The sequence below is a fragment of the Nitrosomonadales bacterium genome (assembly GCA_016716325.1).
In the GTDB taxonomy this organism is placed as follows: Bacteria; Pseudomonadota; Gammaproteobacteria; order Burkholderiales; family Gallionellaceae; genus Gallionella.
In genome coordinates, this window is record JADJWO010000001.1 from 528,983 (window position 1) to 545,017 (window position 16,035).

Annotated in this window: 13 protein-coding genes; all 13 read left to right on the forward strand. The window is 60.9% G+C overall.

What is annotated here, in order from left to right:
- Positions 1-151 precede the first annotated feature (151 nt).
- Positions 152-1,849 (forward strand): single-stranded-DNA-specific exonuclease RecJ, encoded by a 1,698-nt coding sequence (gene recJ / locus IPM27_02455; GenBank protein MBK9160419.1) that lies wholly within the window; start codon positions 152-154, stop codon positions 1,847-1,849.
- A 4-nt stretch (positions 1,850-1,853) separates the two neighbouring features.
- Positions 1,854-3,116: an MgtC/SapB family protein gene (locus IPM27_02460; protein MBK9160420.1), complete on the forward strand. Its 1,263-nt coding sequence runs from the start codon at positions 1,854-1,856 to the stop codon at positions 3,114-3,116.
- A gap of 29 nt (positions 3,117-3,145) precedes the next feature.
- A protein-coding gene (prfB, locus tag IPM27_02465) for a peptide chain release factor 2 (protein MBK9160421.1) occupies positions 3,146-4,250 on the forward strand; the annotation gives its coding sequence in 2 pieces (ribosomal slippage) (positions 3,146-3,226 and positions 3,228-4,250; 1,104 coding nt in all).
- Between the two features lie 2 nt (positions 4,251-4,252).
- Positions 4,253-5,527: a hypothetical protein gene (locus IPM27_02470; GenBank protein ID MBK9160422.1), complete on the forward strand. Its 1,275-nt coding sequence runs from the start codon at positions 4,253-4,255 to the stop codon at positions 5,525-5,527.
- Positions 5,524-6,189, forward strand: a complete 666-nt coding sequence (locus tag IPM27_02475; GenBank protein MBK9160423.1) for a hypothetical protein — start codon at positions 5,524-5,526, stop codon at positions 6,187-6,189. The genes IPM27_02470 and IPM27_02475 overlap by 4 nt, the downstream gene beginning before the upstream one ends.
- On the forward strand, positions 6,189-8,963 hold the full coding sequence (locus tag IPM27_02480; protein MBK9160424.1) for an AAA family ATPase: 2,775 nt from the start codon (positions 6,189-6,191) through the stop codon (positions 8,961-8,963). The genes IPM27_02475 and IPM27_02480 overlap by 1 nt, the downstream gene beginning before the upstream one ends.
- Positions 8,950-10,137 carry a DUF2399 domain-containing protein gene (locus tag IPM27_02485; GenBank protein MBK9160425.1) on the forward strand — a complete coding sequence of 396 codons (1,188 nt, stop codon included), beginning with the start codon at positions 8,950-8,952 and terminating at the stop codon, positions 10,135-10,137. The genes IPM27_02480 and IPM27_02485 overlap by 14 nt, the downstream gene beginning before the upstream one ends.
- 68 nt (positions 10,138-10,205) lie before the next feature.
- Entirely contained in the window at positions 10,206-11,708 is a 1,503-nt protein-coding gene (lysS, locus tag IPM27_02490) for a lysine--tRNA ligase (GenBank protein MBK9160426.1), read from the forward strand.
- Positions 11,709-11,726: 18 nt separating this feature from the next.
- Positions 11,727-12,404 (forward strand): Crp/Fnr family transcriptional regulator, encoded by a 678-nt coding sequence (locus IPM27_02495; protein ID MBK9160427.1) that lies wholly within the window; start codon positions 11,727-11,729, stop codon positions 12,402-12,404.
- Between the two features lie 87 nt (positions 12,405-12,491).
- Positions 12,492-12,956 carry a hypothetical protein gene (locus IPM27_02500; protein ID MBK9160428.1) on the forward strand — a complete coding sequence of 155 codons (465 nt, stop codon included), beginning with the start codon at positions 12,492-12,494 and terminating at the stop codon, positions 12,954-12,956.
- A 48-nt stretch (positions 12,957-13,004) separates the two neighbouring features.
- Entirely contained in the window at positions 13,005-13,196 is a 192-nt protein-coding gene (locus tag IPM27_02505; protein MBK9160429.1) for a DUF2892 domain-containing protein, read from the forward strand.
- Between the two features lie 74 nt (positions 13,197-13,270).
- Positions 13,271-13,843 (forward strand): DUF3365 domain-containing protein, encoded by a 573-nt coding sequence (locus IPM27_02510; GenBank protein MBK9160430.1) that lies wholly within the window; start codon positions 13,271-13,273, stop codon positions 13,841-13,843.
- 22 nt (positions 13,844-13,865) lie between these two features.
- Positions 13,866-16,031 (forward strand): cadmium-translocating P-type ATPase, encoded by a 2,166-nt coding sequence (gene cadA, locus IPM27_02515; GenBank protein MBK9160431.1) that lies wholly within the window; start codon positions 13,866-13,868, stop codon positions 16,029-16,031.
- The last annotated feature ends 4 nt before the right edge of the window (positions 16,032-16,035 follow it).

Consider the following 16,035-nt stretch of genomic DNA (forward strand, 5'->3'; position numbering starts at 1 on the left):
CCTTGCTAAAAAGTGGGCGCGATTCTATCGTAATTGACCAAAAAAAACGAGGTGGCGATATATCCGGACGCTGGTTGCCTCGAAGAGGTTCTCGCGCCCCCGGAGTGCTAAACTCGGCTCATATGAAATAACGCTCGAACCGATTGTTTCCATGCCTGAGATCGTACCGCGCAACATACCCGAACTGGCCCTGCGGCATTTGCTCGACAGCGGTCACCCCTCTGCCTTGGCAAAGATCTTCGCGGCGCGGGGCATCACCGACAACCGGCAACTTGAAACTTCGCTCGCCGGACTGCTGCCGTTCGACAACCTGAAAAACATCCATGAAATGGCGCGCCATCTGGCCGACGCCATCGCTGCACAAGACAGCATACTGGTCATCGCCGACTATGACGCGGACGGCGCGACCGCCTGCGCAGTGGCCGTACGCGGGTTGCGTGCCTTTGGCGCGCACATCGACTTCCTCGTGCCGAACCGTTTTGAATACGGGTACGGGCTGACGCCGGAGATCGTGCGACTGGCCGCCCGAAGTGAGCCGGACATCCTGTTGACGGTGGATAACGGCATCGCCAGCATCGAAGGCGTGGCGGAAGCCAACCAGCTCGGGATGCGCGTGCTGGTCACCGACCATCATTTGCCCGCCGATGCCTTGCCGGATGCCGCGAGCATCGTCAATCCCAATCAGCGCGGATGCGCCTTTCCAGACAAGCACTTGGCGGGCGTGGGCGTGATGTTCTATGTGCTGCTGGCGTTGCGCGCGGAACTGCGCGCACGCGGCACATTCACCGATTGTCCCGAACCCAGGCTTGCCGAACTACTCGATCTCGTGGCCCTGGGCACGGTTGCCGACGTGGTCAAACTAGGCCAGAACAATCGCATCCTGGTGCAGCAGGGCCTGCAGCGCATCCGTGCCGGACGCGCCTGCGCCGGCATCAAAGCGCTGTTGCAAGTGGCAAGGAAAGACCCAGCCCACACATCCAGCCAGGACCTGGGCTTTGCCGTCGGCCCGCGCCTGAACGCAGCCGGGCGACTGGACGACATGAGTCTTGGCATCGAATGCCTGCTGTCCGACGATGCCGCAACCGCGATGCGGATCGCGACCCGGCTGGACGCCCTCAACCGCGAGCGACGCACCATCGAGACCGACATGCAGGAAGCGGCGCTGGCGGCGCTCGAGTCGGTCGAGCCAAGCGAAAGTTTCAGTCTCGCGCTGTTCGACGAAAACTGGCATCAGGGCGTGATCGGCATCCTCGCTTCGCGCCTCAAGGACAAGTTCCATCGCCCGACCATCGCCTTCGCGCGCGCCAATGACGGTGAACTGAAAGGTTCGGGACGTTCCATCTCCGGATTGCACCTGCGTGATGCGCTGGATCTGGTCAGCAAACGGCATCCTGCGCTGATCAGGAAATTCGGTGGTCACGCCGCAGCCGCCGGCCTGAGCATCGCCGAGGCCGATTTCGACCGGTTCGCCTCATCCTTCGAACAGGTCGCCAGCGAACTGCTCGACACCGACGACCTGACTCAGCGCATCGAAACGGACGGCTCGCTGGAACATGCGGACATGACGCTGGAAACGGCGCGCCTGCTCGAAGACCAGGTGTGGGGACAGGGCTTCCCCGCGCCGCAGTTCAATGACGACTTCATCGTGCAGGGCCAGCGCGTGGTCGGCGAAAAACATCTCAAGTTGCGTCTGGGAATACAGGGGAGATCCATGGACGCGATACTGTTCGGTCAAAGCGAACCGCTGCCGGAGCGCGTGCATCTCGTGTACAGCCTGGGCGTCAATGAATACAATGGCACGCAGGATCTGCAACTCATCGTTCGGCAGTGGCAGCACACGAAAGGGTGAAGCGATGGAACTCGATTTTCTGCAAGGGAACGGCATCGAAGCCTTGCCGCAGTTTCTCACCAGCCTGGCCCTAGGCTTGCTGATCGGGCTGGAGCGCGAACGCAACCCGTCGGCCAAGGCCGGTCTGCGCACCTTCGCGCTGGTCGCCGTGCTGGGCACGCTGCTGGCGCTGCTCTCCGACAAACTCGGCTCGCCCTGGCTGCTGGTGGTCGGACTGGTCGCGGTGGCGGGCATGATCGTCGCCGCCTACCTCAATCATCCCGGGGACGAATCCGACCCCGGCACCACCACGGTCATCGCACTGCTGCTCAGTTACGGGCTGGGCATCATGATCTGGTACGACCTGGCCAGACTCGCCGTGATGCTGGCGATCGGCATCACCGCCCTGCTCTATTTCAAACCCGAACTGCACGGCATATCGCAACGGCTGACGCGCCGCGATCTGGTCGCCATACTGCAATTCGCGGTACTGACCTTCATCGTGCTGCCGATCCTGCCGGACCAGAATTACGGGCCGTACGATGCCGTCAATCCCTACCAGGCATGGCTGATGGTGGTGCTGATCTCCGGGCTCAGCCTCACCGGTTACGCCGCACTGCAAATGGTGGGCACGCGCTATGGCACGCTGTTGCTGGGCTTTCTCGGCGGCCTGGTGTCGAGCACCGCAACCACATTGAGCTATGCGAGGCGCGGCAAGAGCGCCCCTGCCATGCTGGAAGTGGCCGCCTCGGTCATCGTGATCGCCAGCATGGTGGTATTACTGCGCCTGATAATTGTCAGTTCCGTGGTCGCCTACGCCGCATTGCCCGACCTGTTGCCGGTACTGCTGGGCGGACTGCTGTCGGGCCTGTTCGTCGCACTGTATAACTGGCGCAGGATGAGCAATGCCCCCGAGCCTCACTTCCCCGAGACTTCCAATCCCGCCGAACTGCACACCGCCATCGGCTTCGGCCTGATGTATGTGGCGGTGTTGCTGGCGGCGGCATGGATGGAGGATTTCGCGGGCAATCAGGGGTTGTATGTCGTGGCACTGGTCTCCGGACTGACCGATGTGGACGCGATCACGTTATCCAGTCTGCGCCTGCTGAATCTCGGCCAGTTAAGCCAGCAGCAGGCGGTAACAGCCATCGCCATCGCTTTTCTTTCCAATCTCGCCTTCAAGTTCGGCATGGTGGTCTTCATCGGCGGCTGGGTTCTCGCAAGACATGTCGCCATCGGATTCGGCGCCATCGCCCTCGGGGTGCTGGCCGGACTGTTTGCGTTATAATCGCGCCCTTTTCAGCACACGACAAAATCATGGAAGCCGAACAACTCAACGCCTTGTCCAACCAGCTGCAGGATCTCGCCTCGCGCAGCGCAGAATTGCGGAGGTATCTTTGACTTCGATACCAAGCAGGAACGCCTGACCGAAGTCTGCGAACTCGCCGAAGACCCGGCCATCTGGCAGGACGCCAAACGCGCCCAGGATCTGGGACGTGAGCGCAAGTCGCTGGAAACCGTTGTGCTCGGCCTGACGAAGATTCGGCAGGACATCACTGACGCCTCGGAACTGTTCGAGATGGCCCAGGCTGAGAACGACGAGGACAGCCTGAACGGCATCGCGGACGATGTCCGGGACATCGAAAAACGCGTTGCGGAAATGGAATTCCGCCGCATGTTCTCCAACCCGGCAGACCCGAACAACTGCTTCATCGACATCCAGGCCGGCGCAGGCGGTACCGAAGCCTGTGACTGGGCTTCCATGCTACTGCGCCAATACCTGAAATACTGCGAACGCAAGGGCTTCAAGGTCGAAGTACTGGAACAGACCGACGGCGATGTCGCGGGCATCCGCAGCGCTTCGCTCAAGGTCGAAGGCGAATATGCCTATGGACACCTGCGCACCGAGACCGGCGTGCATCGCCTGGTGCGCAAATCGCCGTTCGATTCTTCCGGCGGACGACACACCTCCTTTGCCAGCCTGTTCGTCTCGCCCGAAGTGGACGACTCCATCGAGGTGGACATCAACCCGGCCGACCTGCGCATCGACACCTTCCGCGCCAGCGGCGCGGGTGGCCAGCACATCAACAAGACCGACTCAGCGATCCGCATCACCCACGCGCCGACCGGCATCGTCGTGCAATGCCAGAGCGACCGTTCGCAGCATCGCAACAAGGCCGAAGCGATGGCCATGCTGAAATCGCGCCTGTACGAACTGGAACTGCGCAAGCGCCAATCCGAAGCGGACAAGCTGGAAGCCTCCAAGACCGATGTGGGCTGGGGCCACCAGATACGATCCTATGTGCTCGACAACTCGCGCATCAAGGATCTGCGCACCAACGTCGAGATCTCCGCCACGCAAAAAGTGCTCGACGGCGACCTCGATGCCTTCATCGAAGCCAGCCTGAAGCAAGGCGTTTAACAATGTCCGAGCATGACGAAAATTCGCTAGCTGAATTTTTCGCACCCGGCATCGTCCCGAATGACGTAGAGCAATTTTTCCCACTGAACAAAGCCAAGCCACTGATTGGCGCGATGATCGCGCTGTTTCGCGGTGGTGATGAAGAAGTGCTGGTGCGCCTAGTTATATTGCGCGAGATTGGCCTTCGTGCTGATGCGCCGGACTGGTCTCCGCGTGAACTGGAAACGCACTTCGCGTTTTTCGCTTCAGCAAAACTCAATACTGTACTCAGCCGTTTGCGCGAACACGAACTACTGCTGTGGGATGTAGAACGCCGCGTTTATCGCTTATCCACCGCTGGTCGCATGGTGTTGGCGGCACTATCCAACCTTCTTTCGTTCAGCGCCGAGGCTGATAGCGAATTGGGATTTTATGCCGCCCAAGTCGCTGCTGGTTCCGCCGTCGGAAAACTATCGCCCGAAGCACTGTCACACCTGCTGGCACGCCTCACCGAACTGGAAGATTCGTTTGCCCAAGCAGTCGCCTCCGGCTCTGAGTTTCGTTTGCGTGCCGCACAAAGCCAACTCCAATCAGTATGGAAGTGGATGGAGAAAGGCAACGAAGTGCTGAAGAACCTCGGTGAATCTGGACTTGCTGATGATGCCAGTTGGCGGCTGGCACAGGAAATCGGCTCACGCCAATCGCGCATCATGCGCATGTCATCTGTATTCCAAAGGGAGCTTGCCGCCATTGCGCGACAGCAAGTGCATTTATCGCAAGGCGGGCTCACCTCCTCCGAATTGGCTATATGGCTCAAAGAACGCACGATAGATGAACTAGTCGTTCTGTCTGATCAACAACTCGCAGTCGTTCCTGAAGCGACCTTTGTACTACCCGATGTGATGGTGGATAACACCGAAGATTTCATCGAACGCGAACAACCCACGCGGCGTGTCTCCACACTGCCCCCGCCCGCTGCCATCGAACACACCCAAGACATCCCACACGAACCGCCGCCGCAACTGGCTGCGCTTATCCGCCTACTTTCCGCCTTACCTCAAGCAATGTCTGTCACCGATGCCGTGGTTGGAGACAATTTCAGCGCGGCTTCCTATCGCATGTCATTGCTGGCATTTATTGGCGAACAAAACGTCGATCCGGAACTCGCGCCGTTGGCAACGCTGCCATTAACTGTGTATTGGGATAACAGCAGTAACGAATTGCACCCCGTGCATCGCAACGAAGTCGCCTCCATGAGCGCGGGCGAACTTATTCCTTTACAGGAGAACTCAAAATGAATCACGACCCTGCCGCGCGGCTGATTGCGCGCTTACTGGCGATGCGCTACTTGCCGCGTGAAGATGCAGAGGTACGCCGCTTGCTGATCGACAGCAGCTTCCGCGATGAAGTGGATCAGCGCCTTGCCACCTGCGGCATGCGCCTACTGTCGCAACCGTTTGCCGCCCATGTCGGCATCGCTCTCACCCGCGATATCGAGAGCGCAGTATTCGAGCAGCACGACACCTGGCAAGCCAGCAACATCGGCCTGCCCAAAGACGCGGTGGCGCTGCTGGTGATTCTGTGGGCGCTCATCATCCTGCCCAAGCGCGAGCGCCAGCTGGCGGGCGAGGCGGCGCAACAGGAGTCGCAAAGCGAGCTGTTTGAGACCGTAAAACTCACGCCGCTTGCGCACGAAGCCTCGCGCGGCATCGCCGAAAATATTCTGCTGGAAGACTATGGCAAGTTGCTGGGTGGGAAAACGCGCCTCGAAAAATTTGCCCTTGCTCCACTTTCTCGCCTCGGTTTTATTGAACGCAAAAACAAAGTCATCCACGAAGGCCCATTGCTCGACCTCGCCTTCGACTACGCCGAAATGGCTCCGCGCATCCTCAACGGCGCGCTGGCCGACTTGCTGAAAAAACGTGGCGTGCTGGCCGAAGTTACCCCGGAGGTCAACTGATGTTTCGCCTGCTCGAACTGGAAACCGTACATTGGGACTACTGGCAGCGCTTCAAATTGCCGCTGGATGCTTCCATCATCACCATCGTCGGCCCCAACGGCTCGGGCAAGACCACGCTACTCGATGCGCTGCGCACGCTGCTGGCGCTGGAATGCTCGAAGAAGCGCGATTACAAACGTTATGTGCGGCGCAACGGCGAAGACTTCTGCTGGCTGCGCGGCGTGGTGGATAACCAGCGCCCGCCCGGCTCAAGCCGCCGCCCGTTCGGTCTGCCCTACCAGCAAGACCGCATCACGCTGGCTTGTCGCATCGACAAGAAAGGTGGCGACTGGGTGCGCAAATATTGGGTGGCGGAAGGCGAAGTATCGCTGGAAGACATCGAGCAACAGGGACAGGAATTCGGCGTGCGCGATTATCAGCGCCTGCTGCACAGCGCCGGATTGTCGCCCGCTATCGCGCGCGTGTTGTCGCTGGAACAGGGGCAAACCGACAAGCTGTGCGAGCTTTCGCCCAAAGAATTGCTTGAGCTGGTGTTTCAGGTGTTTGGCGACAAGGAAGTGCTGGAGCGCTATCAGGAAGCGCGCCACCATCAGGAGTACACCTCGCGCGAACTGGATGCAGTGCAGCGAAATTTGGAAGCGCTTGGTTATAGCCTCAAAACACACGAACTGAACGTAAATCGTTATCTCGAATGGCAGCGCCTAAACGAAGAGCGCACCGTGCTGGTGTCGGAAACGCGCCCGCGCCTGGAACACCATCTGCTGCAAAAAGAAGCCGAGAACGCGGGGCGCACATTGCAGGGCTTACGCCGCGACTGGCGCGGCAAGCGCGCCGAGCGCCACGCGCTGACGCTGGAACTGCAAGTGCAGCAGCAAGCCCTGCAAGCGGCGCAGTTGCGCAAGCAGGCCGCGCACGAAAACGAGCAAGTGCAACAGCGCGCGCTGAACGAACTCAACCGCGAACTGGGCAACTGGGAAGCCCTCGTCAAACAGCATGACCGGCTGTTGCAGCAAGTTGAAAGCGCGGGCGGCCAAGCCGCCGATGCGCGCGAACTGGAGCATCTGGAAAACGAGCGCGACCGTCTGCGCTTGCGCATCGCCGAACTGGAACAGCAGCAGCGCCAACTGGACGAGATGCTGGAAAACCTCGCCGCCGGACGGCGCAGCGATCCCGCCGATGTCGCCGCGTTCCGTCAAGCGTTAAGCGGCGCGGGCATCGCCCACGATTTGCTCACCGATCTGGTGGAGATCGTCGATCCGTCTTGGCAAGCCGCCGTGGAGGCCGTGCTGGCGCCGTTCGCACACATCGTGTTGCTGGCGAAAGAAAAAGATGCGGAAGCGGCGATGGCGCTCGGCGAAAAATTGCGCTACCGCCATTTCATCGTGCCGGAACGCAGCAAGCCCGGCCTCGCACCGCAAGGTTCGTTGCTGGAAGTGGTGCGCTTTGCGCAGCCGGTGCCGGAATGGTTGTTGCGGCTGCTGGAACGCATCCGCCGCGTGGAAGATGCCAACGCGGGCGCGAAACTGCCGCGCGGCGAAGACTGGATCACGCGCCAGGGTTATTTGCGCGAGCGGCGCGGCGGACGTTTTGCCGCACCGGAACAGGCGCGCTTCGGCAAGGCGCGGCTGGAATCGCTGCGCCAGCAACGCGCCGATCTGGAAAAAATCCTCGCGCCATTGCGCCAGCAACGCGATGACTTGTCTGCGCGCCTGAACAATCTTAAAGCGCAACTCGCCGGAGAAGATGCCAGCGCGCGACTGGCTGCGCGCGCCGCCGAGTTTGCCGAGGCACGCCAACACTATGACGTGCTGGTCATCAAACGCCGCGACAACGGCGTATTTCAAGCACAGCAAGATCGCGAACAAGCAGATGATGCGGTGGTTGCGGCAAACAGCACACTGGGGAATATCCGCCAGTTCATGCAAAGACTGGACAAAGAAATCGCCGAAAAAGAAAACCGCCCCGCGCGCGAAGAACAAGCTAAACGTTTACAACGCTTGCGGCATAATCGCCGGCAAATGCCCGCAACTTGGCGCGATGCGACAGCCAATCAGCTAATCGCCGAACAGTGGCGCGACAGCACCAACATCGAAAGACGCATCCACGAAATCGAAGCCCGCTTTGCCGATGAATCGTGGGAAACCGATGCCAGCGTGATCGTGTTACGCGACAAAATTCGCGATGACTACGCGCATCAGGAAAGCGATTTGGCCACGCGCCGCCGCGACAACGAAATGGCGCGCAGCCAGACCGATGCGGCACGCGAGCAATACATCGCCGTGCTGCGTTACACCATCGCCCGCTATGTGAAAAATCTCAAGGTGCTGGGCGAAATGGCCGGCATCAAAGTCGAATACGAACCCGTGTCATTGGCCAACGGCGACGATGTCACGCTATCGCAAGCCGGGCTGGCAGTGCGCTTCGACTTCGACGAGAAGGGCTTCATGGGTATGAACGACGGCGATGCTTCCGGCGGACAGCAAGTGATGAAATCGCTGATCCTGCTGGTCGGCCTGATGATGGAAGAATCGCGCCCCGGCGGCTTCGTATTCATCGACGAACCGTTCGCCCACCTCGATATTGTCAACATCGAGCGCGTCGCCTCTTTCCTCAAAGCCACCCGCGCGCAATACCTGCTCACCACCCCGGTCACACACAACGTCAGCGTGTATGACCCGTCCATGCTCACGTTGGTGACGTTCAAGAAACGGCCAAACGATGCGTGGGCTCCGCGTATTGGTGTGTTGGTGCGCGAACAACATGAGCACGCTTGATTCGATCCGGATCGAACTGCTTGATGAGCGCGCACTGTGCAAGCGCCGCCGGCGATTTCGCACTAAGCCTGCCAGCGAACTCGAACTAATCCCCTCCGATTGGCGTGAACTGTTAACCCGCTGGGTGAGACGCGGCGGCAAAAGCCGTTGGGAAACACTGCTGAAAGACTCTGGCACAGCCAACCTGCCGCTCGCCGATGCACTGCGTGAATGGCTGCTACGCCAAGGCTGGGCTATCATCATCGAAGAACGCGAGCATGGCGACTGGTGGCCGCGCTCAATGGAACTGCGCAACTTGCCGCAACTGCGCGCCGCGCTCGGAATCAGCGACAAAGAGCAGAATGCACTTCGCTGGCAAGAACTACGCGAAACGTTGGCGAGCCACTGCGACAACAATCTGGCTCCCGCATTACTTGCACTGGATGAACTCCCCTTACATCGCGCTTTGGCACGCGCTGATTTAATCGCTGCCTTGCAGCGCTGGCAGGAAGCGCAACGCAACGGCACTCGCCGCGACTTCGCGCTGTTTTCGCGCGGCGACACCAAATCGGTCAGCAATAGTATGTGGGACTGGCTGGAATCGGTGCTCGATCTGGCCGAATTTGGCATCGAAGGTCACACGCCGTTGCTGCTGCTCGCCACACCACTGCTGCTTTACCTGCCGCATGGGCAAATCGATCTCGCTGCCAACCCGGACTTTGCCGCGATCACGCCTGAAACCATGCAGGCTGTAACGAAAACATCAGGAACGATCAACCGCTGGCAACTGGTAGAGAACCGCACCAGCTTTGAGCGCGTCGCCAAACAACGCGAACTGGACGCGGGTGTTATCTGGCTGCCCGGCTTCCCGCCGACTTGGTGGCGCGCGGCTGTCGGCCATCTGCTTGATCTGGCTCCCGCACCAGCCCAACTGGCCTGCGACCCGGACCCGGCAGGCATCGCCATCGCTCTCAAGGCTGCTGAACTGTGGCGCGAACGCAAACTAGACTGGCAACCGTGGCGGATGTCCGCCAACGACCTCTCTGCCCTGCGCGTGCGCAAGCCTCTGACCGAGGGTGACAAGCTGCAACTCGCCACCCTGAGCCAGGAACCCACACTCCCCGCCCCGCTATCCGAATTGCTGGAATGGATGCTGGAACATGGCGAAAAGGGCGAGCAAGAAGGGTATCTGTAGCCCTGAAAACCCCGTCCCTGTGCTATATTTCACGCCGCCAAAATTAACCTTCAGTCATACAGAACATCATGAGCAACGAACCCATCATCCCAGCCCAAGACGAGAACCAGATCATCGCGGAACGCCGCGCCAAACTGAATGCGATCCGCGCACAAGGCGTCGCCTTCCCGAACGACTTCGACCGCACGCACCTCGCCGGGGACCTGCATGCCGAGTTCGGCGGCAAGACGCACGACGAACTGGAGGCCGCACAGGTCCGCGTTGCAGTGGCCGGGCGCATGATGCTGAAGCGCGTGATGGGCAAGGCCAGCTTCGCCACCGTCCAGGACATGGGCGGGCGCATCCAGTTGTTCGTCAGCAATAACGATACCGGCGAGGAAGCGCACGACGCGTTCAAACATTACGATCTCGGCGACATCCTCGGCGCGCAGGGCGTGCTGTTCAAGACCAAGACCGGAGAACTGTCGGTGCGCGTCTCGCAAATCCGCCTGCTGACCAAGTCGCTGCGCCCGCTTCCGGAAAAATTCCACGGCCTGACCGACCAGGAGCAGAAATACCGCCAGCGCTATCTCGACCTGATCACCAACGAGGATGCGCGCAAGGTGTTCGTGACGCGCACCCGCATCATCCAGGCGATCCGCGATTTCTTCGTGAACCACGGTTACATGGAAGTGGAGACGCCGATGATGCACTCCATCCCGGGCGGCGCGGCGGCCAAGCCGTTCGAGACGCACCACAACGCGCTGGACATGAAGATGTATCTGCGCATCGCGCCGGAGTTGTACCTGAAGCGTCTGGTGGTCGGCGGTTTCGAGAAGGTATTCGAGGTCAACCGCAACTTCCGCAACGAGGGCCTGTCCACGCGCCACAACCCGGAATTCACGATGCTGGAATTCTACGAGGCGTACCGAGATTACCAATACCTGATGGATTTCACCGAGCGCCTGTTCCGCGAGGTGACGCAAAAAGTGCTGGGCGCCACGCTCATCACTTACCAGGGCAAGGAACTTGACCTTGGCAAACCGTTCCACCGACTGACCATGGTGCAGGCGATCCAGAAATATCATCCGCAGTTCACCGACGCGCAACTGGGCGACCGCGATTTCGTGATCAACGAACTGGAAGACCTGAAGGCCAAGTACAAGCCCGAGGACGGCATCGGCGGATTGCAGCTCTCGCTGTTCGAGGAACTGGCCGAAGCCCACCTGTTCGAGCCCACCTTCATCGTCGATTACCCGATCGAGGTCTCGCCGCTGGCGCGCAGCAGCGACACCCGTCCCGACATCACCGAGCGCTTCGAACTGTTCATCGTCGGGCGCGAGATCGCCAACGGCTTCTCCGAGCTGAACGACGCTGAAGACCAGGCGGCGCGTTTCGACGCGCAGGTTGCGGCCAAGGATGCCGGCGACGAAGAAGCGATGTTCAAGGACAACGATTACGTGCGCGCGCTGGAATATGGCCTGCCGCCGACCGCCGGGGAAGGCATCGGCATCGATCGTCTGGTGATGCTGCTGACGGATAGTGCCAGCATCCGCGATGTGATCCTGTTCCCGCAGATGCGACCGGAATGAGAAACCGCTCCGCTCGGTATGACTGTGTTGTCCATGCCTGACGACCTGCGCGCTCGACTGCTACAGCACTACCCGATGCTGCGCGAACTGCCTGTCGGGGAACTCGGAACACTGCTGGCCGAAGCGAATGTGGTGCAGCTACCGGCCGGCACGATCGTGTTCGACGAGAACCAGCCCTGCCAAGGGTTCCCGCTGCTGCTCTCAGGATCTGTCCGCGTGACCAAGAGTTCGCCGAACGGGCGCGAACTCCAGCTGTACCGCGTCGGCCCGGGCGAAAGCTGCATCTTGACCAGCAGCTGCCTGCTCGGACATGCCCCATACCACGCACGCGGCCTGGTCGATCAGGATGTGGACATGCTGGTGTTGTCGCCGACCATGTTCAAGACCCTGATCGCCCGGCATGAACCATTCAGGGATTACATCTTCAGCCTGTTCTCCGAACGCCTGACCGACCTGATGCAACTGGTTTCGGCCGTCGCCTTCCAGAAACTCGACCAGCGCCTCGCCGCCCTGCTGGTCGCCAAACCCTCGCCCATTCGCGCCACCCACCAGGCGCTCGCCGACGAACTCGGCAGCGTGAGGGAGATTGTCAGCCGCTTGCTGAAGAACTTCGCCGAACAGGGATGGATCAGGCTGGGGCGTGAGCAAATAGAACTCGTCGACATCCCCGCCCTGCGCAAATTCTCCGCGCTTTGACCTCTGTGTGACCTTTCTCACAGACAGCACACCGACTCCCCTCTACCATCCGCCCCTATTCACATTATCTGGGCACGAACCTCATTCATGAAACTCAGCAAACTTGCCTTAACCGCCATCCTCCTCTGGTTCGCCACCATCGCCACCTTTGCCTGGTTCTTCGTGCGCGGCAATACCGCCGAAGGCACCGACAACCGCACCGCCATCGTGCTGCAGGCCAGCGAACGCGACCTGGTGCTGACCGAAATGCGCGGCCTGCTCGGCGCAACCCACGGCATCCTGCAAGGCATCAACAGCAACGACATGAAACAGGTCGCTGCCGCGGCGCGTTCGGCCGGCATGGCCGCAGCCGCAGACGTCAATCCGACACTGCTGGCAAAATTGCCGCTGCCTTTCAAGCAACTGGGCATGAGCGTACATCACAGCATGGACGACCTTGCCACTGCCGCCGAGGCAGGCAAACCTGCCCCGGAGATCATGGGCATGCTGACCGACACGCTGTCGAGTTGCGTGGCCTGCCACGATTCCTGGCAGTTGCAGGCTGCCAAGTGATATAAACAGATTCATCAACCCGCGTTTCAACCACAAAAGGAGGACAGCATGAAACTCAACGTAGGCGGTATCGACCGCATCGCACGCATCGTCGCAGGTCTGGCTCTGGTCGGCATGGCAGTGGCCGGCATGTACACCCCATGGACATGGATCGGTGTCGTACCCTTGCTGACCGGCATCTTTGGGTTCTGCCCGGCCTATACCCTGTTCGGCATGAGCACCTGCCCGATGAAAAAATAACCGGACGCCTCCCTCCGGTTCCGCCCGATAGACCCTGTTGTCTGTCGGGCGTTTTTAGCACAAGGAGAATCAGCATGAAAAAACCGCTCGCCCTCACAACCCTGCTCGCCCTCTCGTCTGCGGGAGTTCAAGCGGCCGACCTCGCCGGTTACATCGAGGAAAGTCGCGCCGTGGTCAAACCGTTCGCTCAGCAACTGATGGCCGAAAACAAAAAAGCCGTGATGGAAGGCGGCCCGGAGTCCGCCATCGGCGTGTGCAAGGACATCGCCCCGAAACTGGCCGGCGACATCTCCCGCCAGCAGGGCTGGAAGCTTTCACGCGTTTCGCTCAAGGTGCGCAATCCCATGCTGGGCACCCCCGACGCATGGGAACAGAAGATGCTGAAACGATTCGAGGTACGCGTTGCCAAGGGCGAGGATACCGACATGATGGAGGCCGCCGAGATCGTCAAGGAGCCTAACGGAAAATACTTCCGCTACATGAAAGCCATCGCGCTGCAACCCAGCTGTGTCGCCTGCCACGGCACGCCGGAGCAGATCTCCGACAACGTGAAAGCGCGCCTGTCCGAGAACTATCCGCACGACCAGGCGACCGGATACAGCGCCGGCCAGATTCGCGGGGCGGTAAGCATAAAACGCCCGCTGTAAATCGTGCTACATTCGGCGTGAGATGGACACAAGAACCGATCACACCGAACTGCAAATCACCGGGATGCACTGCGCATCCTGTTCGGCGCGTCTGGAGAAAGCGCTGAACCAGCTTCCCGGCGTGTCGGCCTCGGTCAATATCGCCACCGAAAAAGCCAGCATCGATTTCGACCCGCAACAGACCGATATCGAAGGGTTGATCGCAGCCGTCGGCACCACCGGTTTTTCGGCACATCCATTGCGCGATTTCGCCGCCGAGAAGGCGGAACGTGCCGCCGCTTATCGCCGCCAGCGGATGCAATTCGGCATCTCCGTCTTGCTCACCCTGCCGCTGCTGGCGGAGATGTTGCTGATGTTCTCAGGCATCCATGCGATGCTGCCGGGCTGGCTGCAATTCGCGCTCGCCACGCCGGTGCAGCTCTGGATCGGCCGGCGTTTCTATACCGGCGCCTGGAGCAGCCTGCGTGGCGGCGGCGCGAACATGGACGTGCTGGTCGCACTCGGTACCAGTGCCGCTTATCTGTTCAGTTGTGCGGTATTGCTGTTCGACCTGGATCAGCCGCTGTATTTCGAGGCCAGCGCCACGCTGATCACCCTGGTGCTGCTCGGCAAGCTGCTGGAGGCGCGCGCCAAGGCCAAGGCTTCCAGCGCGCTGGAAGCGCTGATCAACCTGCAACCGAAGACCGCGCATGTCGAACGCGACGGCGTCATGCAGGAACTGGCCGTCGATCAGATGCAGGTGGGCGATGTGTTCCTGGTGCGCCCCGGCGAAAGCGTGCCGGTCGACGGCAGCGTACTGGAAGGCCTGTCCAGCCTGGACGAAGCCATGCTCACCGGAGAAAACCTGCCGCAGGACAAACAACCCGGCGACAAGGTGTATGCCGCTACGCTCAACCAGCGTGGCCTGCTCAAATGCCGTGCGCTGGCGGTCGGCTCGCGCACCCAGCTCGCCGCCATCATCCGGCTGGTTGAACAGGCGCAAGGCTCGAAAGCCGCGATCCAGAAACTCGCCGACCGGATCTCCGCCGTGTTCGTGCCGGTGGTGGTGGCCATCGCGCTGCTGACCTTCCTCGCCTGGTGGGCGACGGGCGGCGGCTTTACCACCGCCCTGATCAACGCCGTCGCGGTGCTGGTCATCTCCTGTCCGTGTGCGCTGGGGCTGGCCACGCCGACCGCGCTGGTCGTCTCGACCGGACGCGCCGCACAATCCGGCATTCTGGTCAAGGATGCAGCGGCACTGGAACGCGCGCACAAACTCGCGGTACTGGTGGTGGACAAGACCGGTACGCTGACCGAAGGCAAGCCGAGCGTCACCGACACCCTTCCCTCGGCGGGCATCGGACCGGAGGGATTGCTGGAAATCGCGGCGATGCTGGCGCAAGGCTCCACCCATCCGCTGTCGCGCGCGCTGCTGGACCATGCGAAGGCCCTGCACATCACGCCGGCCGCAGCCGCACACATCGACGAATCGTCCGGCCGGGGGTTGCAGGCCAAGCTCGACGGCAAACATTACCTGCTCGGTTCGCCCGCTTTCGCCGTGAGCAAAGGAGTCGTCATCGACGAGCAACGCGTGCTGGAATGGAATCGACAAGGCAAAAGTGTGATCGCGGTCGCCAGAAACGGAATCCTGCTCGGCTACCTCGCCCTGGCTGACCGACTGCGCGCCAGCAGCCAGGAAGCGGTAGCCAGGCTCGCCGCAATGGACATCCGCGTGGTGATGCTGAGCGGCGACAACCAGGCCACGGCTCAAGCCATCGCCGCACAGGCAGGCATCACGGAATTCCGCGCCGAGGTGTTGCCACAGGACAAGGCCGCCGTGGTGCGATCGTTCAAGTCCGGCGGACGGCTGGTCGGCATGGTCGGCGACGGCATCAACGACGCGCCCGCGCTGGCGGAAGCGGACGTCGGCTTCGCAATGCGCAGTGGCAGCGACATCGCCATCGAGACGGCAGACATCACGCTGATGCGCAACGACCTGGCGAGCGTGGCGGATGCGGTCTCGCTGTCGCATGCGACCTTGCGCAAGATCCGCCAGAACCTGTTCTTCGCCTTCGCCTATAACGTGCTGGGCATTCCGCTCGCCGCCGCCGGCCTGCTCAATCCGGTGATCGCCGGCGCCGCGATGGCGATGAGTTCGGTGTCGGTAGTGAGCAACGCGCTGTTGCTGAAACGCTGGAAACCCAATTAGCTCA